The sequence below is a fragment of the Paraburkholderia solitsugae genome (assembly GCF_013177695.1).
Classification (GTDB): Bacteria; Pseudomonadota; Gammaproteobacteria; order Burkholderiales; family Burkholderiaceae; genus Paraburkholderia; species Paraburkholderia solitsugae.
On record NZ_WOEY01000077.1, the window covers coordinates 16,309 to 35,419 of the forward strand.

14 protein-coding genes are annotated in these 19,111 nt (G+C 61.6%); 5 read left to right on the forward strand and 9 right to left on the reverse strand.

What is annotated here, in order from left to right:
- Positions 1-155: 155 nt before the first annotated feature.
- Entirely contained in the window at positions 156-1,112 is a 957-nt protein-coding gene (locus tag GNZ12_RS19175; RefSeq protein WP_172312549.1) for a LysR family transcriptional regulator, read from the forward strand.
- Positions 1,113-1,149: 37 nt separating this feature from the next.
- On the opposite strand, the gene GNZ12_RS19180 is transcribed toward GNZ12_RS19175, so the two are convergent.
- Entirely contained in the window at positions 1,150-1,347 is a 198-nt protein-coding gene (locus GNZ12_RS19180) for a hypothetical protein (RefSeq protein WP_172312519.1), read from the reverse strand.
- Positions 1,348-1,467: 120 nt separating this feature from the next.
- A complete protein-coding gene (locus GNZ12_RS19185; protein WP_172312551.1) occupies positions 1,468-2,412 on the reverse strand; it encodes a hypothetical protein in 945 nt (314 codons plus the stop codon).
- Between the two features lie 125 nt (positions 2,413-2,537).
- On the opposite strand from GNZ12_RS19185, the gene GNZ12_RS19190 reads away from it, so the two are divergent.
- The 4 genes from GNZ12_RS19190 (at position 2,538) to GNZ12_RS19205 (ending at position 9,500) form a co-directional block, all read left to right on the forward strand.
- A complete protein-coding gene (locus GNZ12_RS19190) occupies positions 2,538-3,383 on the forward strand; it encodes a M15 family metallopeptidase (RefSeq protein ID WP_172312553.1) in 846 nt (281 codons plus the stop codon).
- A gap of 267 nt (positions 3,384-3,650) precedes the next feature.
- Complete coding sequence (tssM, locus tag GNZ12_RS19195) at positions 3,651-7,550, forward strand: type VI secretion system membrane subunit TssM (RefSeq protein WP_172312555.1); 3,900 nt, start codon at positions 3,651-3,653, stop codon at positions 7,548-7,550.
- A complete protein-coding gene (tagF, locus tag GNZ12_RS19200) occupies positions 7,547-8,539 on the forward strand; it encodes a type VI secretion system-associated protein TagF (RefSeq protein ID WP_172312557.1) in 993 nt (330 codons plus the stop codon). The genes tssM and tagF overlap by 4 nt, the downstream gene beginning before the upstream one ends.
- Before the next feature lie 4 nt (positions 8,540-8,543).
- Positions 8,544-9,500 carry an OmpA family protein gene (locus GNZ12_RS19205; RefSeq protein WP_172312559.1) on the forward strand — a complete coding sequence of 319 codons (957 nt, stop codon included), beginning with the start codon at positions 8,544-8,546 and terminating at the stop codon, positions 9,498-9,500.
- An 87-nt stretch (positions 9,501-9,587) separates the two neighbouring features.
- Here GNZ12_RS19205 and tssA read toward each other — a convergent pair whose 3' ends face one another.
- From tssA to tssC, 7 genes are all read right to left on the reverse strand, one after another.
- Positions 9,588-10,697, reverse strand: a complete 1,110-nt coding sequence (gene tssA, locus GNZ12_RS19210; RefSeq protein WP_172312561.1) for a type VI secretion system protein TssA — start codon at positions 10,695-10,697, stop codon at positions 9,588-9,590.
- Positions 10,698-10,763: 66 nt separating this feature from the next.
- Positions 10,764-13,439 carry a type VI secretion system ATPase TssH gene (gene tssH, locus GNZ12_RS19215; protein ID WP_172312563.1) on the reverse strand — a complete coding sequence of 892 codons (2,676 nt, stop codon included), beginning with the start codon at positions 13,437-13,439 and terminating at the stop codon, positions 10,764-10,766.
- 37 nt (positions 13,440-13,476) lie between these two features.
- Complete coding sequence (gene tssG, locus GNZ12_RS19220) at positions 13,477-14,571, reverse strand: type VI secretion system baseplate subunit TssG (RefSeq protein ID WP_172312565.1); 1,095 nt, start codon at positions 14,569-14,571, stop codon at positions 13,477-13,479.
- On the reverse strand, positions 14,535-16,373 hold the full coding sequence (tssF, locus tag GNZ12_RS19225) for a type VI secretion system baseplate subunit TssF (protein ID WP_172312567.1): 1,839 nt from the start codon (positions 16,371-16,373) through the stop codon (positions 14,535-14,537). Before tssF ends, tssG begins: the two co-directional genes overlap by 37 nt.
- Before the next feature lie 125 nt (positions 16,374-16,498).
- Entirely contained in the window at positions 16,499-16,978 is a 480-nt protein-coding gene (tssE, locus tag GNZ12_RS19230; RefSeq protein WP_054036473.1) for a type VI secretion system baseplate subunit TssE, read from the reverse strand.
- Positions 16,979-17,031: 53 nt separating this feature from the next.
- Positions 17,032-17,535 (reverse strand): Hcp family type VI secretion system effector, encoded by a 504-nt coding sequence (locus GNZ12_RS19235; protein WP_074287739.1) that lies wholly within the window; start codon positions 17,533-17,535, stop codon positions 17,032-17,034.
- Positions 17,536-17,607: 72 nt separating this feature from the next.
- A complete protein-coding gene (tssC, locus tag GNZ12_RS19240; RefSeq protein WP_074287740.1) occupies positions 17,608-19,098 on the reverse strand; it encodes a type VI secretion system contractile sheath large subunit in 1,491 nt (496 codons plus the stop codon).
- Between the last annotated feature and the right edge of the window lie 13 nt (positions 19,099-19,111).

Consider the following 19,111-nt stretch of genomic DNA (forward strand, 5'->3'; position numbering starts at 1 on the left):
TGCCGCCGGCAAAGAGAAGTAGGTGCCGCCCCGCACAGGGGCAACGCTAATAAACCAATAACAAATCAAGGAAAGGCCAACGCCGCAAGGCAAACAGACGAACAAGCGCCGCGCAGGCAACAAAAAACCCCTTGACACCAACTGGAGTTTGAATCGTGATTGACAGAATAACTGCAATGCGGACATTCATCCGAATCGTGGACACAAACAGCTTCACCCGCGCAGCGGAATCCCTCGACATCCCCCGCGCGACGGCGACAACGATTGTCCAGAACCTGGAAGCCCTGCTAGGCACCGCCCTCTTAACCCGCACAACGCGACGCCTAAGCATCACGCCAGAAGGCGCTGCCTACTACGAGCGCTGCGCGCAAATCCTGGCGGATATCGACGAAATGGAAGCGAGCCTGCGTCACTCAACGGATAACCTGACCGGCCGCCTGCGCATTGAAATGCCCGGCGCGGTAGCGAGCACCATCGTCCTGCCGGCACTGGACGACTTCCACACCCGCTACCCAAACCTCGATCTGGCCATCGGCATCAGCAACCGCACGGTTGACCTGATCTCGGAAGCCATCGACTGCAGCATCCAGCTAGGCGAATTGCCAGACTCGAATCTGATCGCGCGGCAACTGGGCACCCTCGAACACGTGACCTGCGCAAGTCCAACCTACCTGGCCCACCACGGCACGCCGGCCGACATCGACGATCTACGCGGACACGTCGCCGTCAATTGCATGTCGCCGCACAACGGCCGCGAAGTCGACTTCGACTTCGAAGTGGACGGCGAAGCGCAAACCGTCAAGGTAAAGGGCTTCGTCAAAGTCAGCGACGAGCAGGCCTATCTCACCTGCGGATTGCAAGGCCTGGGCCTGATCCAACCCGCGCGGATCGCCGCACAACCCTACCTCGATTCAGGACTGTTGCGCGAAGTGCTGCCGCAATGGAAACCCGTGCCGATGCCGGTCTCGGTCGCGTATGTGAAAAACCGCCGGGTGTCGCCGCGCGTGCGCGCCTTCGTCGACTGGCTCGCGGAATTGTTCGAGCAGACCGAACACGTCGATCAGGACCTGTCGCGAGTCCGTCAACTGTTGCGTGGCCTGCATCCCGCCTGAGGCGGGTTTCATGCAGGCTCGCAACGCAAAGGACGCGTTAGTTCGGAAGCGTCACCGGCACCGGACGCGTCAGCAGATCAACGTAAAAATTGAAAAACCTCGGCTTGTCGAAGCGTTCGATTCCGGCGAGACCGAGCCGATCAACGCGCGCTCTCTTGGACAAGGCGGCCACCTGCCCGCTCGTGTGCGTGCGCTGCTCGACTTTCTGGTAGCGCGAATGCGCGTGGAGTGACACGAATCGCCACCGGCCGAGCCGCAGGTTCACGTACGCCGCAGCGGCGGACGTGGGCTGCGCGGATCACGTGCCCGGTTGCCGCGAATCACGAGGACGCGCGGCGCGCCTGAACTTACAGCTTTACGGCTGGCGCGCCTGCGGCGCCGCCCCCGGACAGGCGGGATCTTTACCCCAATGTCCGTCGCATACGCGCCAGCGGCACAACTGGTCTTCGAAGAAGCCGCGTTGTCCGCACTCTTTCACGCGTTCGGCCAGCTTGGCGCTCCCGGGGGTCGCCAATGCACTGACCTTGGTGGCCGTGTTGCCGTCTTCTGCTTTCGCGTCAGCCGGTTTGGTCCGTGCCACGAGCGCGGCTAATAGATCGGCATCCGAATCATCTTTCGAAGCATTACCTGCCGCGCGCGATTTCTTTGTTTGAGCGACCGCGGTCGGGGCGCTCGCGTGATGACTACTTGCGGTCACACTTTCCTTTTTGCCGTGGGCCGCAGTCTCGTGTTTCGCATTGCTCGCGACAGCCGTCGAGCCCTTACCGTGCTTTGCCGCCGGCACCGTTACCGCCGACGCGGTCGTTGCAGATGCAACCGGTGTCGACGCGTTGCTCGGTTCAGCACCATTGGCGAGCGCGCGCGACAAGCGGCTGTCATCACCGCTTGCAGGTTCGCTCGCGGATGCCGCAGGCGCCTTGCTGTCGCTGTCGTCAGCGATGATCGTGGCCGCTTGCGACGACGCCGCAGCCGGGGCCTCCGCTTTCGCGGTGACCTGCGGCACACTGCCAGAGGCGGACGCCGGCACGGCGGCTTTCTCGGCACTGGCGGGCGTGGCTGACGCCAACGGCGCTGTCTGCATACGCTGCTGCATATGCCACGCGCCCCAACCACCGGCCGCGATCACCAGCAAGGCGACCAGCACAAGCGGCGTTTTCGACCGGCGTGGTTGATCGGTAGGCGGCTCGACGCGGCCTTCCAGATTCGCGAGAATTCGCGAACTATTGCCATCGGCGCCCTTAGCCTTATCGGATAACAGGCTAGGTGGGGCTTTGGAATTCGAACTTTCCGGCGCACTCATTCACTGTCTCATTGAATCCTGGATTATTTCGCCGTGATAATACGGTTCCGGCTCCTCTCCGAGCAGGCCTGATTCTAAGAGCAAGCATTACAAAATACAATTGTTTCCAATTTCCGGGGTCGACTTTGATTGCCGTAGTACTTCTCGCCTATTTCGCCGTCGCCGTTGTAATCGCAGCAATGCTGCTATTGCCGGCGGTACGCGCCTCTTTATTAGGCGCCGCACTCGCCATTCATGGCCGCGTGATGCGCGGCGCATCGCAAGGCGCTTCACGTGCTCGCGGTCAATTATCACGTTCGGCAAAAATTTCGCAATCGACCGCAATCGATATGCAAAAGTTACTGGTAAAGCGGCGCTTGCTGATTTTTACCACCACAGGTATTCTTGCGACGCCGCCATTGGTCGCATTGGCTTTACGCGGCCGGCAATTATTCCAATTCGATGACACCGCACGGGTACCGGACGAGAAAATTGCCGCGTTATTGAATGGCGAACAGCTCGTGCCCCCGCCGCCGCTGCCGCCCGAGGTATTTGCAACGCAGGAAGTGGAGCAGATTCGGCCCGCCCTGAAAGACGCGAGCCGCGACTGGAATTTGCTCGACGCCGATTTCAGAACGCGTTTATTGCTCGTTTACAAAATCATGCACGAGCAATACGGGTATGAAATGGCATTGCTGGAAGGTTATCGCAGTCCGGAGCGGCAAAACCGCCTGGCGCAAATGGGGGGCAACGTTACCAATGCTGCAGCGTTTCAGAGCTATCACCAATACGGTCTTGCCGCGGACAATGCGTTTTTGCGCGACGGCAAGCTCGTCATTTCAGAAAAAGATCCCTGGGCCATGCGAGGCTATCAGTTATACGGACAGACGGCCGAACAGGTCGGCCTGACGTGGGGTGGCCGCTGGAAAATGATGGATCTCGGGCACGTTGAATATCACAAACCGGGCTTCGTCATGGGGCGTGGTCATTAAGGCAAAGCGGGCAATAAAGAGGTTGCAATGGGGCGTTCAATCAATTTTTCTGGCACAAGTCGGCAATGCCGCATGCATAACGGCATGAGTCCAATCGCCATCGGTGGGACATCCCTTGGCGGATTTAACAATCCGGCCACTTTCATCTTCGTCTGAATATGCTTTTGATTTGTTTTAAACGCGGCGCAGGCAGACTTTGCCCGCGCTCGCGTCATGCTGTTTGCCACACACGCGCCACAACACACATCACCAAGACCTGAACGGCTTATGCGACGCATTCTTAACGTGTTGACCCACCCACGCACGCTCTCGATCATCGGCTTGCTAGCGCTCGCTGCTGTTTTATTCATCGGCGCCGATACCTTGCAGATCGACCCGATGTGGCCTGCCATCGTGCTCGGCGCGGTGATTGCACTATGGCTGCTGGTCTGGGTGGTGCGCCGCCTGCGCGCGCGGCGCGCGAACGACAAGCTCGGCGAAATGCTCGAGCAACAGGCCGAAAAACAGACCGAAAGCGGCCCCGCGCCGACGCCCGCGCGCCAGGCCGAACTCGACGTGCTGCGCACGCGCCTCGTGGATGCGGTGAAAACGATCAAGACCTCGAAGATCGGCCAGATGTCCGGCGGCTCGGCGCTGTATGAGATGCCCTGGTACATCGTGATCGGCAACCCGGCCGCCGGCAAAAGTAGCGCCGTGCTGAATTCGGGCCTGCAATTTCCTTTCGCCGACAAGAACAATGCGGTGATTCACGGCATCGGCGGCACGCGGAATTGCGACTGGTTCTTCACGACCGAGGGCATTCTGCTCGATACCGCCGGCCGCTATTCCGTGCACGAGGAAGACCGCACTGAATGGCTCGGCTTCCTCGGGCTACTCAAGCGCTTCCGGCCGAAAGCGCCGATCAACGGCATCATCGTCACTGCGAGCATTGCCGAGTTGACCAACAGCAAGCCCGAGTTCGCGATCAATCTCGCGAAGAATCTGCGCCAGCGCGTGCAGGAGTTGACCGAGAAGCTCGAAGTGTTCGCGCCGGTGTATGTGATGTTCACCAAGGCAGACCTGATCACGGGCTTCACCGAATTCTTCAGTGGCAGCGACCGTCACGAATACGACCGCGTGTGGGGCGCCACCCTGCCCTACGAGCCGGACGAGAAGCGCGACGTAGTGGGCCTGTTCGACGAGCACTTTGAAGAGTTGTATGACGGCCTGAAGGAAATCAGCGTCGCGCAGATGTCGATCAACCGCGGCAACAAGCTCTCACCGGGTCAGTTGAGCTTCCCGCTTGAATTCTCGGCGATCAAACCCGCGTTGCGCGGGTTCCTCGCCACGCTGTTCGAAACCAACCCGTTCCAGCACAAGCCGATTTTCCGCGGCTTCTACTTCACCAGCGCGTTGCAGGAAGGCGAAACCAATAGCGCCGCCGCCACGCGCATCGCCAACCGCTTCGGCCTCTCCGCGGACAGCCTGCCCAAGCCGCATAGCGCGTTCTCGAAGAACGGCTTCTTCCTGCGCGATCTGTTCTCCAAGGTGATCTTCGCCGACCGGCAAACCGTCAAGCAGTTCGCCAGCCCCGCCAAGACGCGCATGCGTTATGCCACGTTCTTCGGCTTCGTCGCGGTGCTCGCGTTGGCGCTCGGCGGCTGGACGTGGTCGACGATCGGCAATCAGCAGCTCGCCGACAATGTAAAGGCCGACCTCGACAATGTGGTGCGTCTGCAGCAGAACCGCAACGACCTGCAATCGCGTCTGCAGGCGATGGACATTCTGGAAGATCGCATCGACCAGCTCGAACAGTTCCGCCGCGACAAGCCACTGGCCGTGTCGCTCGGGCTGTATCAGGGCGACCGCCTCGAACAGCATTTGCTCACCGAGTATTACAACGGCGTGCGCCAGATTCTGCTCGACCCGGTTTCGCAGAATCTCGCGTCGTTCCTGAAGGACGTCAACGCGCATCCCGATCAGCTCGCGCCGATGAATCGCACGCCGGATGCCGCCGCGATCCCCGTATCCGCGCACACGGCGATGGCAGCGAACAGCCAGGGTGGCCTGTATAGCGACGCGTCGCCGACCAACGTCGAAGACGCGTACAACGCGCTCAAGACCTACCTGATGCTCAGCGACAAGCGTCACGTGGAAACCGCTCACCTGACCGATCAGCTCGCCCGCTTCTGGCGCGGCTGGCTCGAAACGAATCGCGGCAACATGCCCCGCGACGAGATGATCCGCAGCGCCGAGCGCATGATCACCTTCTATCTGTCGCGTGTGTCCGACAACGACTGGCCGATGATCGACGAGAACCTCGGCCTCGTCGATCAGACGCGTGAGAACCTGCGCCGCGTGGTGCGCGGCATGCCGGCCCGCCAGCGGGTCTACGAAGAAATCAAGGCCCGTGCATCGACGCGTTTTGCGCCGATGACGATCGCGCGCATTGTCGGCGACAACAATACGGCGCTGGTGGCCGGCAGCTACGCGATTCCCGGTACCTTCACGCGTGAAGCGTGGTTCCAGTACGTGCAGCCGGCGATTCGCGACGCTGCCACGAAGGAATTGCAGGCCAAGGACTGGGTGCTCAACACCTCCGCGCATGACGATCTGACACTGGAAGGCAGCCCCGAGCAGATCCAGAAAGCGCTCGTGGCGATGTACAAAACGGAATACGCGATGCACTGGCAGAAGTTCATGCAAGGCATCGCCGTACAGAACTTCGGCAGCTTCAGTCAGGCGGTAGATGCGATGAACCGTCTCGGCGACCCGCAGGATTCACCGATCCGCAAGGTCCTCGAAACCGCGTATGACCAGACCTCGTGGGACAACCCGTCGCTGTTCAACGCGAACCTGAAGCGCGCGCAGACCGGCGTGACAAGCTGGTTCAAGAACTGGTTCTCGCGTGCGCCGACCGGCCAGTTGAACGCCAACATCGACATCAACGGCAATCCGGTCGAAGTGCCAATGGGGCCGATCGGCCAGGAGTTCTCGGCGTTGGGCCGCATCGTCGTCTCGGGCGACAACGGCTCGATGTTGAAGGGCTACATGGACACGCTCTCGAAGGTCCGTACCCGCTTTAACGTGATCAAGAACCAGGGCGATCCGGGACCGGGTGCGCGTCAACTGATGCAGCAGACGCTCGACGGCAGCGGCTCCGAGTTGGCCGATTCGCTGAAGTACGTCGACGAACAGATGCTGACGGGCCTCACCGATTCGCAACGCAAGGCACTGCGCCCGCTGCTGGTGCGTCCGCTGATGGCGGCGTATGCGGTGGTGATCCAGCCGGCCAGCGTCGAAGTCAACAAGGTGTGGAACGCGCAGGTCTATCAGACCTTCCAGAGCTCGCTCGCGAACAAGTATCCGTTTGCAGGCGACGCGAAGGTCGAAGCCGGCGCCGGTGAAATCGCTCAGGTGTTCGGGCCGGACGGCGCGATCGCCAAGTTCGTCGGCACCACGCTCGGACCGCTCGCGGTGCGCCGCGGCGACACGCTGACCTCACGCACATGGGGCGATATGGGTCTCGCGCTGACCCCCGACTTCACCAGTGGTTTCGCGCGCTGGGTGGCGCCGCTTGCCGGCGGAGCCGCGACCTCGTCGGGCCAAAGCTCGGCTGAACCGCAGACCGTGTTCCAGATCCTGCCGCAGCCGAGCAGCGGCACCACGGAATACACGCTCGCGATCGACGGCCAGCAAATGCGTTACCGCAATACGCCGCCGCAGTGGACCAACTTCGTGTGGCCGAATCCGTCGGGCTCGCCGGGCGCGACGCTGAATGCCACGACCTTCGACGGCCGCACGCTGCAACTGGTCAACGAACCGGGCCGCTACGGTCTGGAGAAGCTGATCAATTCGGCGCAGCGCAAGCGCCGTCCGGACGGCACCTTCGATCTGTCGTGGACTCAAGGTAATGTCACGGTGGCGGTCAGCATGCGCATCATCAGCACGTCGCAGGCATCGGGCAGCGCCAGCAGCGACGCACCGCAACAGCAAAGCTTGCGCGGCTTGCGGCTGCCTTCGTCGGTGGCGGACGTGAGCGCCGCGGCGAATTCGGTCAATGCGACGGCCGCGGGTGGGCCAGTACCAACAGGAACAACGGGAGCGCCAGCTGTCGCGCCGGCTTCGCCAGCGGCACGGCCGACGACGGCCGCCGCCGCGGTTTCGAACACAGGGGGTGCGCAATGACGCAAACCGTGCAGGCGCAAATCGCCTACTTCGGCAAGATTCCGTCGCGCGGCGACTTCGTCAAAAGCGCGCATAACCCGCAGTTGCTGGCCACGCTCGACCGCTGGATCGCCGAAGCCATGGAATTGCTCACCGAAGATCCGCGCTGGAAGATCGTCTACGAAAACGCCAAGCCGATGCATTTCGCGTTCCTCGGTTCGCGCAGCAAGCTGGCGATTGCCGGACATATGGTGGCGAGCCAGGATCAATCGTCGCGGCGCTTTCCGTTTCTTGCCGCCACCGCGCTGGAAGTTGAAAAGCCGCTGACGTTTCTGGCACACAGCCCACTGGCCTTTGCGCGCCTGTGGTCGCGCATTGCCACGCAGATGAGACCCCTGCTCGGCGTGAGCGAGCAGGCCGGCGCGCTACAGGCGCTCGGCGAAACGCAGGTGCCGATCGAAATCGGCGCCGGCCCGGGCAATCCGCACGACGGCACCTTCAACGACTTCGTCGAGCATCAGACCCTCTCCGGCCTCGAACAGATGCTGCTGGCGAGCGGCCATCCGGTGCGCCTGCGCGGCGCGATGCTGGCGCTCGGTTCGCTGCTGCGTCCGGTGATGCAAAGCGGTTCGTCGCATCTCGAACGCGGGCTGACGCTACCGCTGCCGAACGATCCCTTCTACCGCTCGCTCGTCGCCGCGTTCTGGCTCGAACTGATCGCACCGTTCGTCTCGCAAGCCGATTTTGAACTGGCGATTTTTATCGGCACGATTGCCGAGCGCGAACGGCTCATCATCGGCTTTAACGGCGCCTCCGCCAAAACGCTGCATAGCGTGGTCGATCCGCAGGCGTACGCAGCACACAACATCGATATCGACGATCCCGAGTGGATCGACGAACACGCACAAAACGATCATGGCATCAGCAAGCTCGTCAGCTACCTCGACCAACCGCAACTGTCGTTGCGTGTCAGCATCGACACGTTCCGCGAAGCATTCACGGGAGCGTGACACGATGTTGAGCAAACACACGCGCATTGCCTCATTGTTAGCGGGCCTTCTGATCAGCACGTTTGCCCATGCTGACAATGACGGCCCGGCACGCGTCACCCCGGTCGACAACAGCGGCGTTTCGATTCACACGACCATTCTGCCCGCACCTTCGTCGGCACAGGCGGGCAATGCCGGGCCAGCGGTCAGTACGGCCGGTCTCGCCAGCGGCACCACGGGTACCGGCACCGGCGCGATCAGCGCGTCGCCGCCGCCCGCCAGTGCCATGCCGGGTCAGGTCGTGGTGGGCGGCAAAGTGCCGGACGAAACGACCAAGGCCGCGGTACTCGCGCGTCTGCGCGACACCTACGGCGCGGCCAACGTGGTCGATCAGATCGAAGTCGCCGACGTCGCGACGCCGCCGAACTGGTCCGCCAACGTGCAAAAGCTGATCGGACCGCAGTTGAAGCAGATCAGCAAAGGCCAGCTGAAGATCGACGGCACCCAGATCGACGTGAAAGGTGAAGTGCACAACGAATCGCAGCGCCAGCAACTCGCGAGCGATATGGCGAACGCACTGAATCCGACCTACACGATCAAGAACGGCCTGCGCGTCAGTGCATCTGAACAAGGCCTGCTCGACCAGACATTGGCAAACCGCACGATCGAGTTCGAGACGGGCAGCGCGACGCTCACGCCGCAAGGCCGCGCGATTCTCGATCAAATGGCGGCCGTGCTGTCGAAGATGCAGACAAAGACGGTCGCGATCATCGGCCATACCGACAACTCGGGCAATCGCACCTCGAATATTGCGCTCAGCCAGGCGCGGGCGGATGCGGTGAAGGGTTATCTGGTCGCCAAGGGCATCCCGCCCGAGCAGATGACGACCACCGGGGTCGGCCCGGATCAGCCGATCGCATCGAACGATACGACCGACGGGCGGGCGCGTAACCGGCGTATTGAGTTTCGCGCGGGGTCTTGAGATGTTGCTTGCTTGACCACCGTATGGTTGAAAAAAAGCCTGGCACCGAGTTCGATGCCAGGCTTTTTTGTCTGCACGATGGAAATTCTAGCTGTTTTCTTCGGGCTTCACGCCCAGCAGTTCGCGAATATGCGCGAGCGACCCATCGTCTTTCACGACCGAGGAAAGCCACTGATGCAAAGGCATGTCCGCGCATTCCGCCGCCTTGTCAGCGAGGTAAGCAGCCGGATTATGCGGCTCAGTGCTGCGAAAGAATTTGGCCACGGCACGCAACTGCGCGACGGCTTGCGCGCGGCTCTGGATTCCTGCAATCGGGCTGATCGTAGTCGGCATGGTCGTCAACACGGGTTCCTCGCGTTGCGGTGAAGTCTTGAAGGTAGGCTCGGCGCGTTCATGTTCTTCCGCCTTCGGCGCTTTCGGCGCCGCCGCCTCAGCGCTTACGCCCAGTTCGCGTGCGAATCGTTCCACCAACCCGTAGACGCTCTCATACGCATCCTTCGCCTGACGGAAGCTCGGCGCAAAATCGGCGGCACGCCGGTCCAGTTCCTGTTCGAGTGCGAGCATCGCAGCTTCGAACACTTTCAGATCGACCAGCAGGGTCGAATAGAACGCCGGGGGCGTGGCGCGTTTCGACGCTTCGATCTGCTCGATGGAGGGCTTGCCGCGCGCGATGTCGTCGGCGTGATCCGGATCGCGCTTGACCGCTTGCGCGACATGCGTGGCCACGTCCCAATCGATCGTGCTGTACGAGCTGCCTTGCGACGACGTGAGCGGCATCGCCCGCAGCAGATCACCGGTGCGGCCCATCAGCCACGCCACGTTGCCGAGGCGATACTCAGTGTCGTCGCCTTCCGGCAGCGGATGCACGTGATCCCAGTACTTCTCGCACAGCCCAGTCAGCAGCGCATACCCTTGCGTGAGACCGGTCACGCCCTCTTCGATGGCCAACGCCTCGGTGAGCCAGACAGCGAGGCGCAGGTCCTTGGTCTGCGTCTGCAGCAGGTTGCTGGAGCGTTCGACCACGAAAGGCCAGTCGGCCTCCTTGATATCCGTGACCCATTCACCCTGGTCCAGCGACGGGTCTTCGAATCGGCGCGCGTGCTGAATCGCGTCGAAATCCGCTGAAAACAGCAGGTCTTCGCCACAAGGTGAGGCTTCGCTGATCGGCGCCAGCAGCGTGTTCAGATTAGTCGGCATGACAGAAAGCAATAAGGTTCCGGTACGGCATTAAAACAGATTGGCAAGCAGGCGGGGCATGCCTGCTCACACAACCGTGTATTCGAACTCGCCCGCTTCGCTCGCGCGGACTGCGATGCGTTCGATCGCGGCGCCGTTGGCCATGCGCTCCAGCACCTGCTGCGCGACTTCAGGCAATAGCGTGCCATTCAGAATGTGGTCGACATTGCGCGCGCCGGAGTCCACTTCGGTGCAGCGCGCCAGCACAGCGTCGACGAGCGACTCATCCCACTCGAACAGCGCCTTGTGGTTCGACTCGATGCGGCGGCGAATCCGCTCCAGCTTCAAGTCGATGATTTCGGCAAGCACGTCGTCGGAGATCGGGTAGTACGGCACCACTTTCATGCGGCCGAGGAACGCCGGCTTGAACGTCTTGTACAGTTGCGGGCGCAACGTCTCCGCGAGTTCGTCCGGATCCGGCAGTTCTTCGGCGCTTTTGTTCAGGCATGCCTGCATCACCGCCTGCGAGCCGACGTTCGAGGTCAGAATGATCAGTGTGTTGCGGAAATCGATCTCGCGTCCTTCGGCGTCGTCCATCGTGCCCTTGTCGAACACCTGGAAGAACATTTCCAACACATCCGGGTGCGCCTTTTCGACTTCGTCGAGCAACACGACCGAATACGGATTGCGACGCACCGCTTCGGTCAGCACACCGCCCTCGCCATAACCGACGTAGCCCGGCGGCGAGCCCTTCAGGCCCGACACGCTGTGCGCCTCCTGATACTCGCTCATGTTGATCGTGACCATCTTGCGTTCGCCGCCGTACAGCACATCGGCTAGCGCCAGCGCGGTTTCGGTCTTGCCGACACCCGACGGCCCGACGAACATGAACACGCCGCGCGGTTTGTTCGGGTCTTCGAGACTCGCGCTGGCAGTGCGCACGCGTTGCGCGATCGCATCGAGTGCGTGGTCCTGCCCGATCACGCGGGCGGCCAGCAGCGGCTGCAGATTCAGCACAGTCTGGATTTCGTCCTTGATCATGCGGCCGAGCGGAATGCCGGTCCATGAAGCGACGATTTCGGCGACCACGTGGCCATCGACCTGCAAGGGAACCATGGGCTGACCACCCTGCAGGGCGTGCAACTCCGCAACACGCGTGGCCAGCGTTTCGCGCGCCGTCTGTGCCTTGTCGGCCTGCCCGGCGTCTGCGCTACTCACCCGCGCGGCGTCGATCTCAGCACGCAAGCCGACGATCTCCGTCACCAAGGCGCGCTCCTTGTCGTAGCGCCCTTCGTCAACGGCCAGGTCTTTCACGTCGTCTTCCCGCAGGCTGCGCAGTTCCGCGAGCCGCTCGTCGTGCAGCGCGCCGCTCGCCACTTCGCGTTCCAGCGCGGCGATTTCGGCGTCGATGCGCTCGAGTCGTTTCTTCGTGTCGTCGATCGCGGCAGGGGTCGAGCTATGCGCGAGCGCGACTTTCGCGCAGGCGGTGTCGAGCACGCTGATCGCCTTGTCCGGCAGTTGACGTCCGCTGATATAGCGATGCGACAGACGTACCGCTTCGGTGATCGCATCGTCCAGCACGCGGACGTTGAAGTGCTTTTCCATCAACGCGGCCATGCCGCGCAACATGGCCGCCGCGAGCGTCTCGCTCGGCTCCTCGATCTTCACGACCTGGAAACGCCGCGCCAGCGCCGCATCTTTCTCAAAGTACTTCTTGTATTCGCTCCACGTGGTCGCCGCGATGGTGCGCAATTCGCCGCGCGCGAGAGCCGGCTTCAGCAGATTCGCCGCATCGTTCTGCCCGGCCTGGCCACCGGCGCCGATGATCGTATGCGCTTCGTCGATAAACAGAATGATCGGATGCGGGCTCTTTTTCACCTCGTCGATCACGTTTTTCAGGCGGTTCTCGAACTCGCCTTTGACGCTTGCACCTGCTTGTAGCAGACCCATATCGAGCACGTGCAGCGCGACGCCTTTCAGCGGCGCGGGCACGTCGTCAGCCGCAATGCGCAGCGCAAGGCCTTCGACCACCGCCGTTTTGCCGACGCCCGCCTCGCCCGTCATGATCGGATTGTTCTGCCGGCGACGCATCAGGATATCGATGGTCTGGCGAATCTCGCCTTCGCGGCCGATCACCGGATCAATCTTGCCTTCACGCGCGCGCTGCGTGAGATTGCTGGTGTAGGTATCGAGCGCGGGGGTTTTAGAGGGCGCACCGGGCGCTGAGCCAGCCGCAACTGCATCGCTCACGCCTTCCGCAGTATTCTCTGCGGCATTGCTACGTTCGGCTTCACGCGATCCCGCGGTCAGTTCGTCAAATTTGTGCTTCAGATCCGTCACCCGCACGTCGCGCAGCAGCGACGACATGCGTTCGGCGAACTGCGCGAGGTCGGGCGCCGTCAACAATGCGAGCAGCAAATGCCCCGAACGAATCCGTCCGATCTGCGAATCGAGCGACGCGATCAACCACGCCTGTTCGAGCAAGTCGATCAGATGTTTCGAGAACACCGGCGTGCGCGTATTGCCGGTCTTCAAGCGCTGCAATTCGCGCTCGATATCCGCGCGCAAAGCATGCGCATCGATCCTGCTCGCGCGCAGCGCCAGCGTGACATCGCTCGCCGGTTCATCCAGCAGCGCCAGCAACAGATGTTCGAGGTCGACCTCATAGTGACCGCGCGCGAGACAGTTGTTCGCCGCGAGCAAAGCCGCCTGCCGGCAGGTCGGATTCAGTTTGGCGATCAGGGTATTGAGGGACGTGCTCATGTCGTGCGATCCGGAGGTTCTAGTTCTATCGTTATTGTCAGTGAATCACGTGCAATTCATAGCGGGCGTCCGCGCGGTCGCGGTCGGCTTCTCTCGTGCACAGAAATGCGTCCCAGCCGAGGCGCGCGCCGCCGCTCAGCATGCTTGGCCCCACTTCGGCGCGGCGTAGTACCAGCGAGACCTCGTACTCGAGCGTCACGCCGGCGAGCAGCGTCAGCATGCGCTCCAGCGCCACGGCGCGGTCGGCGCCAGGTAAAAACGCTTCGTAGTCGGCCTTGTCGAGCGGTCCGATCACGAGCCGCGCACGCATGTCGCGCTGCCAGACCCGCTCGCCCGCGAGCGCCGTAGCGCCGAGCGTCGCGTTGACACCGCCGAGCACGGTCAATTGATCGCGCGGCACGTCGTACCATTTGCCGACGAACTGCTCGACTCGCACCCGCACCTTGAAGTACTCAGACAGTGTGCGTTGCAAATAGGCCGCTGAAACCGGCCGGTGCCGCGCGGCCAATGCATAGCCGGCAATCGCTTCATCGAATAGCGCGCCGTCGCCGCTTTGCAGACTGTTGCGCGTGTCGTCGTCGGCGACGCCCGCCAGCGCGAGCAACAGCGGCAGATAACGTTCGTCGCGATCCAGTTCGTAATGAAACGGCAGCCTGTACTTCTTCCACGCCGCGTAGAACAGTGCCGTCGCACGATTCGAAAACACGTCGAAGAATTCGCGCGCGGCCCGGTCGCGCTGGATCTGCTCACGCGCGATGATCTGCTCGGTGTAATGCAGCGGCAAGGCGCCCTGCCCGCCGAGCAAACCGAAAAACGCCGGTGTGATATCGACCTTGTGGAGCGAACCCGCTTCAAGCGCCGCAGTGCGTTGCGGCTTCTCTTTCAGCGCCGTGCCTCCATCGTCGTACGACTGTGCGCTGTGAATTTCGCTGGGCGGAAACGACATCGACAGCGAATTGCGAAAGGCAATCCGCTGCGCGACGATTTCGCCGGGGCGTCCATGACTTGACGGCGCAAGCTGCGCGAACCACTTCTCGAGAATCCGCACCGCCTGAAAAAATTCGAAGCGATGCGGCTCGTCGAGAAGTTGCTCGACTACGCCAGGATCGATTCGCCGCTGCGCGGTTTGCATCGCAGAATCTCCTCGTCGGTGCGCTTCGACACGACGACCAGTTGCACAAAGCTGTTCAGATGTACGTAAAGCCCGAAAAACGTATCGATCACCCGCACGAACGACGCGAGACTCGTGCCGACGAAATGCTCTTCGTCGATCGTCAAACGAATCTCGATACCGCGCACGAAGGTCGCAAACGGCTTGCCCGGCAGCCATTGCACCGCGGCGCGCTGCTCGATGCCGACTAACCCGTCGATATGCCGCGCCGACACCGCCGTGCGCCGCAAATCGTAAAGCACCAGCATTTCCTTGAGCGCCGACAGGCCGCTATTGGCAAGCGACACATGATTCAGCGCCAGATGCGAAATCAGCCGCCAGTGCGAGGCGCGCCCGCGCTCGAAACGCACGCTAGGCGTCGGCCTGAGCAGCATCGCGATGCTGCCGGTCAGCGAGCCGCCTTCCAGAAACAGATCGCCGCCTTCGAGACCCACGGCGAGGCCGGCCGGCAGGTCGCGATTGGTACACGTCAGATCGAGACTGAGCGTATCGGTTTGTGGCGCGGCTGGTTCGAAGTCGATATCGACGATCGAGATTTCAGTCTCGTAACCCGGACTTTTCTGCGCGACCCAATCGTTGCGCCGCGCGAACCAGTAGTGCCCCGCACGCGTCGCTTCGCCGTGATGCAACGAATAGAACGGGCGGAATTCGATCACCGATTCTTCGTGCGCCTGCTGTCTGACGAGTTTGACCGAATCGATCGAGTAGACCTCGTAGGCGAACGCGCGGCGCGCTTCGGCGATCACCGGGTACGAAATCGCCTGATGGCTGACGCGGATCGGTTCGCCGTGCTGTTCGAACAGATTCACCACCGGCGTGCAGAACAGCCGGAATTGATGCGCGGACAACGAATCCAGCAGACGCGCGACATGCGAATCGCTACGCACTTCCTTGAGCACGACGTGCAGCGTCAGACGCTGGCAGCGGCCGCTCGCGCGCGTCATCGCCGCCAGATCGAAATCGGCGAAATTGAATTTTTCGGGGAACGCGAAGTATTCGGTCAGCAACCGGTACGCCGGATGCGATTTGGCCGGATAGTCGATCAGCGCATCGTCTTCATCGAAACCCGCTTGTACGACCGGCGATTCGCGCAGTTGCTTCCATACGCCGCGGCGGTCGGCTTCGACATACGTGGCCATCGCATTGACGAAAAGGCAGTCCGCCAGCGCCGCGATAAACGATTGTTCGCCGTGCAGGTGCGTGCGCAACGTGCCGATTTTCAATGCGGAGAGATCGAGCTGCGCAGCCGTCGATTCGAACGTGATCGACACGATCGCCGTGGCGTTGCCCGGCAACACAGTTGCACTCGGCGCCATCGCCACCGACGTGTACTTCGCCGCGGAGATACGGATCGGCGCCAGCGTCACATCGTAGGCGGTCCGGAAACGGCATTGCACGCCGCGAATCGGGCGCGACTTGAGTTCGGTGCCACGCTCGACCAGCACCGGTTCGGTCAGATGACTGAGCGCGGCCGAGGTGCCCAACTGCGCGATCGAGCACGACGGAAACGGCCGCAGGTAGTGCGGATACAGCACTTCCAGCAGCGCCTCGGTGAATTCGGGGTAATCGTCGTCGAGCTTCTTGTTGATACGCGCGCCCAACAGCGCGAACGATTCGATCATCCGCTCGACGTGCGGATCTTCGCAGTGCTCGCCGGACATCGCGAGGCGCGCTGCGATCTTCGGATAGCGCTCGGCGAAATCGCGCGAATAGCGCCTCAGAAATGATAATTCGCGCTCGTAATACGGCAGCAATTCTTCCATCGATCTATCCCCGAACCTGAACTCTCTCCGCCCAATCTATCGCCACCGTTGCGCGTAAGCGGCGGCCAAGCGGTACTCAAGATACTAAAACACAGGTACTAAAACTCAGCCGCTAAAATCGGGGACTAAAGCTTCGCGCGTGCGCGCGTCACCGAATATTGCAGCGTAGAAGGCTGCAACATCGCATCGAAACTCACCGGTTCTTCCGCCGGGTGCACAACCAGCAGCGCCTGAATCGCAAAATTCAACGCGTTGGTTGATTGTTCGTTCAATTCGAGCGTGACCGCCACTTGCTGCAAGCGCGGCTCATGCCGTGCGATGGCCTGTTGAATCGATTTGCAGATAAAAGTCCGGTCGTAGTGACTCGCGAGGCTCAAGCCCGCGAAATCGTTCAGACCGTACGTGAGCACCGAGCGCTGACATTCCGGCAGCGCCGCTAACTCGTGCTCGGTCAGGGCAATCCGGGTGTTCAGGATCGCCTCGACGTCGCGCGCGACGGTGGCCTTCAATTCGTCCAACGACAATTGCCGCATCGCCGGGGAAGCCGGCAGATGCGGTTCGTCGTCGAACAGCTTGTCGAGAAAGCTGGGTTCGAAGCGTTTCATCAGCGTCCGAAAAACCGGTGCGGCGCGAAGCGCACGCCGCGTGCGCCCAGGCATCAGACCGCGTACGTCTTGTCGTTCTTCGTCAGGCTCCACGCGCCTTGCGCGTTGCCGCCCTGGTTGCCGCCGATCTTCTGCTGCGTGTACTTCCACTGCACGGCAGCGTACTTCAGCGAGAACTGTTCGCTCGGCAGGCCTTCGCCCACCACGCTCGGCGTGGCGCTCGAGATGATCACGTACTTGAGTTTCACTTCCAGGTACTTGATGCGGTTGCCTTCGCCATCCGAACGCATGAAGTCGATCGTCACTTCGTCGAACGTCGTGCCGCCCGATGCGTGTTGATAGATCAGCGGGCTGACCACGTCGATGTCTTTCGTGAACTGCATGTCAGCGTGCTCGCAACGCTCGGACGTATGACCGCCCGCCGTCGAAGCTGTCGCCGAACGCGGTTGCGTAATCGAGTGGCTCCACGAATCGATCTCGATCCAGCCAGCATGATCTTTATCGGCGGACTCGCCTTTGATCGCCGGATTGCCGAATTTTAAATAGATGTCCTTCATAACTCATCGACTCCCCAAAGAGGTGGTTTTAACAGCTAACCCGTGCGGCCGGCACGGGCTTTCTGACTTCGTTTATGAATTTGCCGGTTTCGGCAGGTCAGCGACAAGCCGCAAAGAGATCGACAGCTCGTCCAGTTGAAAGTGCGGACGCAGGAAAGCGACCGAACGATACGCACCAGGCTTGCCCGGAATCTCCGAGACCTGTATCGATGCCTCACGCAGCGGGAACTGCGCTTTCTGCTCCTGGGTCGCGTTGTCGTCCAGCAGGACGTACTGCGAGATCCAACGGTTCAGGAATACTTCGACGTTCTGTGCCGATGCGAAGCTGCCGATCTTGTCGCGCATCATCGCCTTCAGGTAGTGCGCCACGCGCGACACCGAGAAGATGTACTGCAATTGCGCGGACAGCACGGCGTTCGCATTTGCGCTATCGGTGCTGTACTTCTTGGGCTTCTGCACCGATTGCGCGGCGAAGAATGCGGCGTAATCCGAATTCTTGCAGTGCACGAGCGGAATGAAACCGAGGTCGCTCAGTTCCTTTTCGCGGCGATCGGTAATGGCGATTTCGGTCGGGCATTTCAGCGCGACTTCGCCATCATCGGTCTTGAACGTGTGGGTGGGCAAGTCCTCCACCAGACCGCCGCCTTCCACGCCACGAATTGCCGCGCACCAGCCGAAGTCGTCGAATGCGGCCGTCAGGCGTGCGGCAAATGCCCACGCTGCGTTACACCACAGGTATTTGCTGTGATCGGTGCCATCCACGTCTTCAACGAAGTTGAAACCTTCCGCAGTGGCACCGTCTTTCGGATTGAACGGCAGGCGGCCGAGAAAACGCGGCAACGTCAGGCCGACGTAGCGCGAATCTTCAGAGTCGCGGAACGACTTCCACTTCGCGTATTCGACGGTATCGAACACCTTGCCGAGATCGCGCGGCTTGCCGAGATCAGCGAAGGTTTCGAGGCCCATCAGTTCAGGCGACGCCGACGCGATGAACGGTGCGTGCGCCGCGGCTGCGACGTGCGCCATCTGTTCGATGAAGTACACGTCTTCCGGCTGACGCGTCACTTCGAAGTCGCCAATGATCGTGCCGAACGGTGCGCCACCGAAAGTGCCGAACTCTTCTTCATAAACCTTCTTGAAGAGTGCACTCTGATCGAATTCGATGGCGTTCTTGAAGTCGCGCACGAGGTCGCGCTTCGGCGCGTGCAGCGCCTTGATCTTGACCGTCGAGCCGGTATTGCTTTCCTTGCACAGATAGTCGAGGCCGCGCCACGTGCTTTCCATGCGCTGGAATTGCGGCGCATGCATCACCGCGCTCAGTTGCGCGGAAATCAGGCGGTCGAGTTCCGCGACACGCGCGTCGATCGTAGCCGACAGGTTGTCGGATACCACCACCGTGCCGTCGAGCACCTGATGCACGAGTTCGCCGATCAGGTCTTTCGCGCGCGCGTGCTCGGAATCGGACTTCGCCACGCGGCTTTTCTCGACGATTTCGTCGAGCAGCGTGGATTCCGTGCCGCTCTGCGCGGTGGCGAGTTGGGCTGCTGCCGTTTGCTGGTTCATCTCACACCCCGTG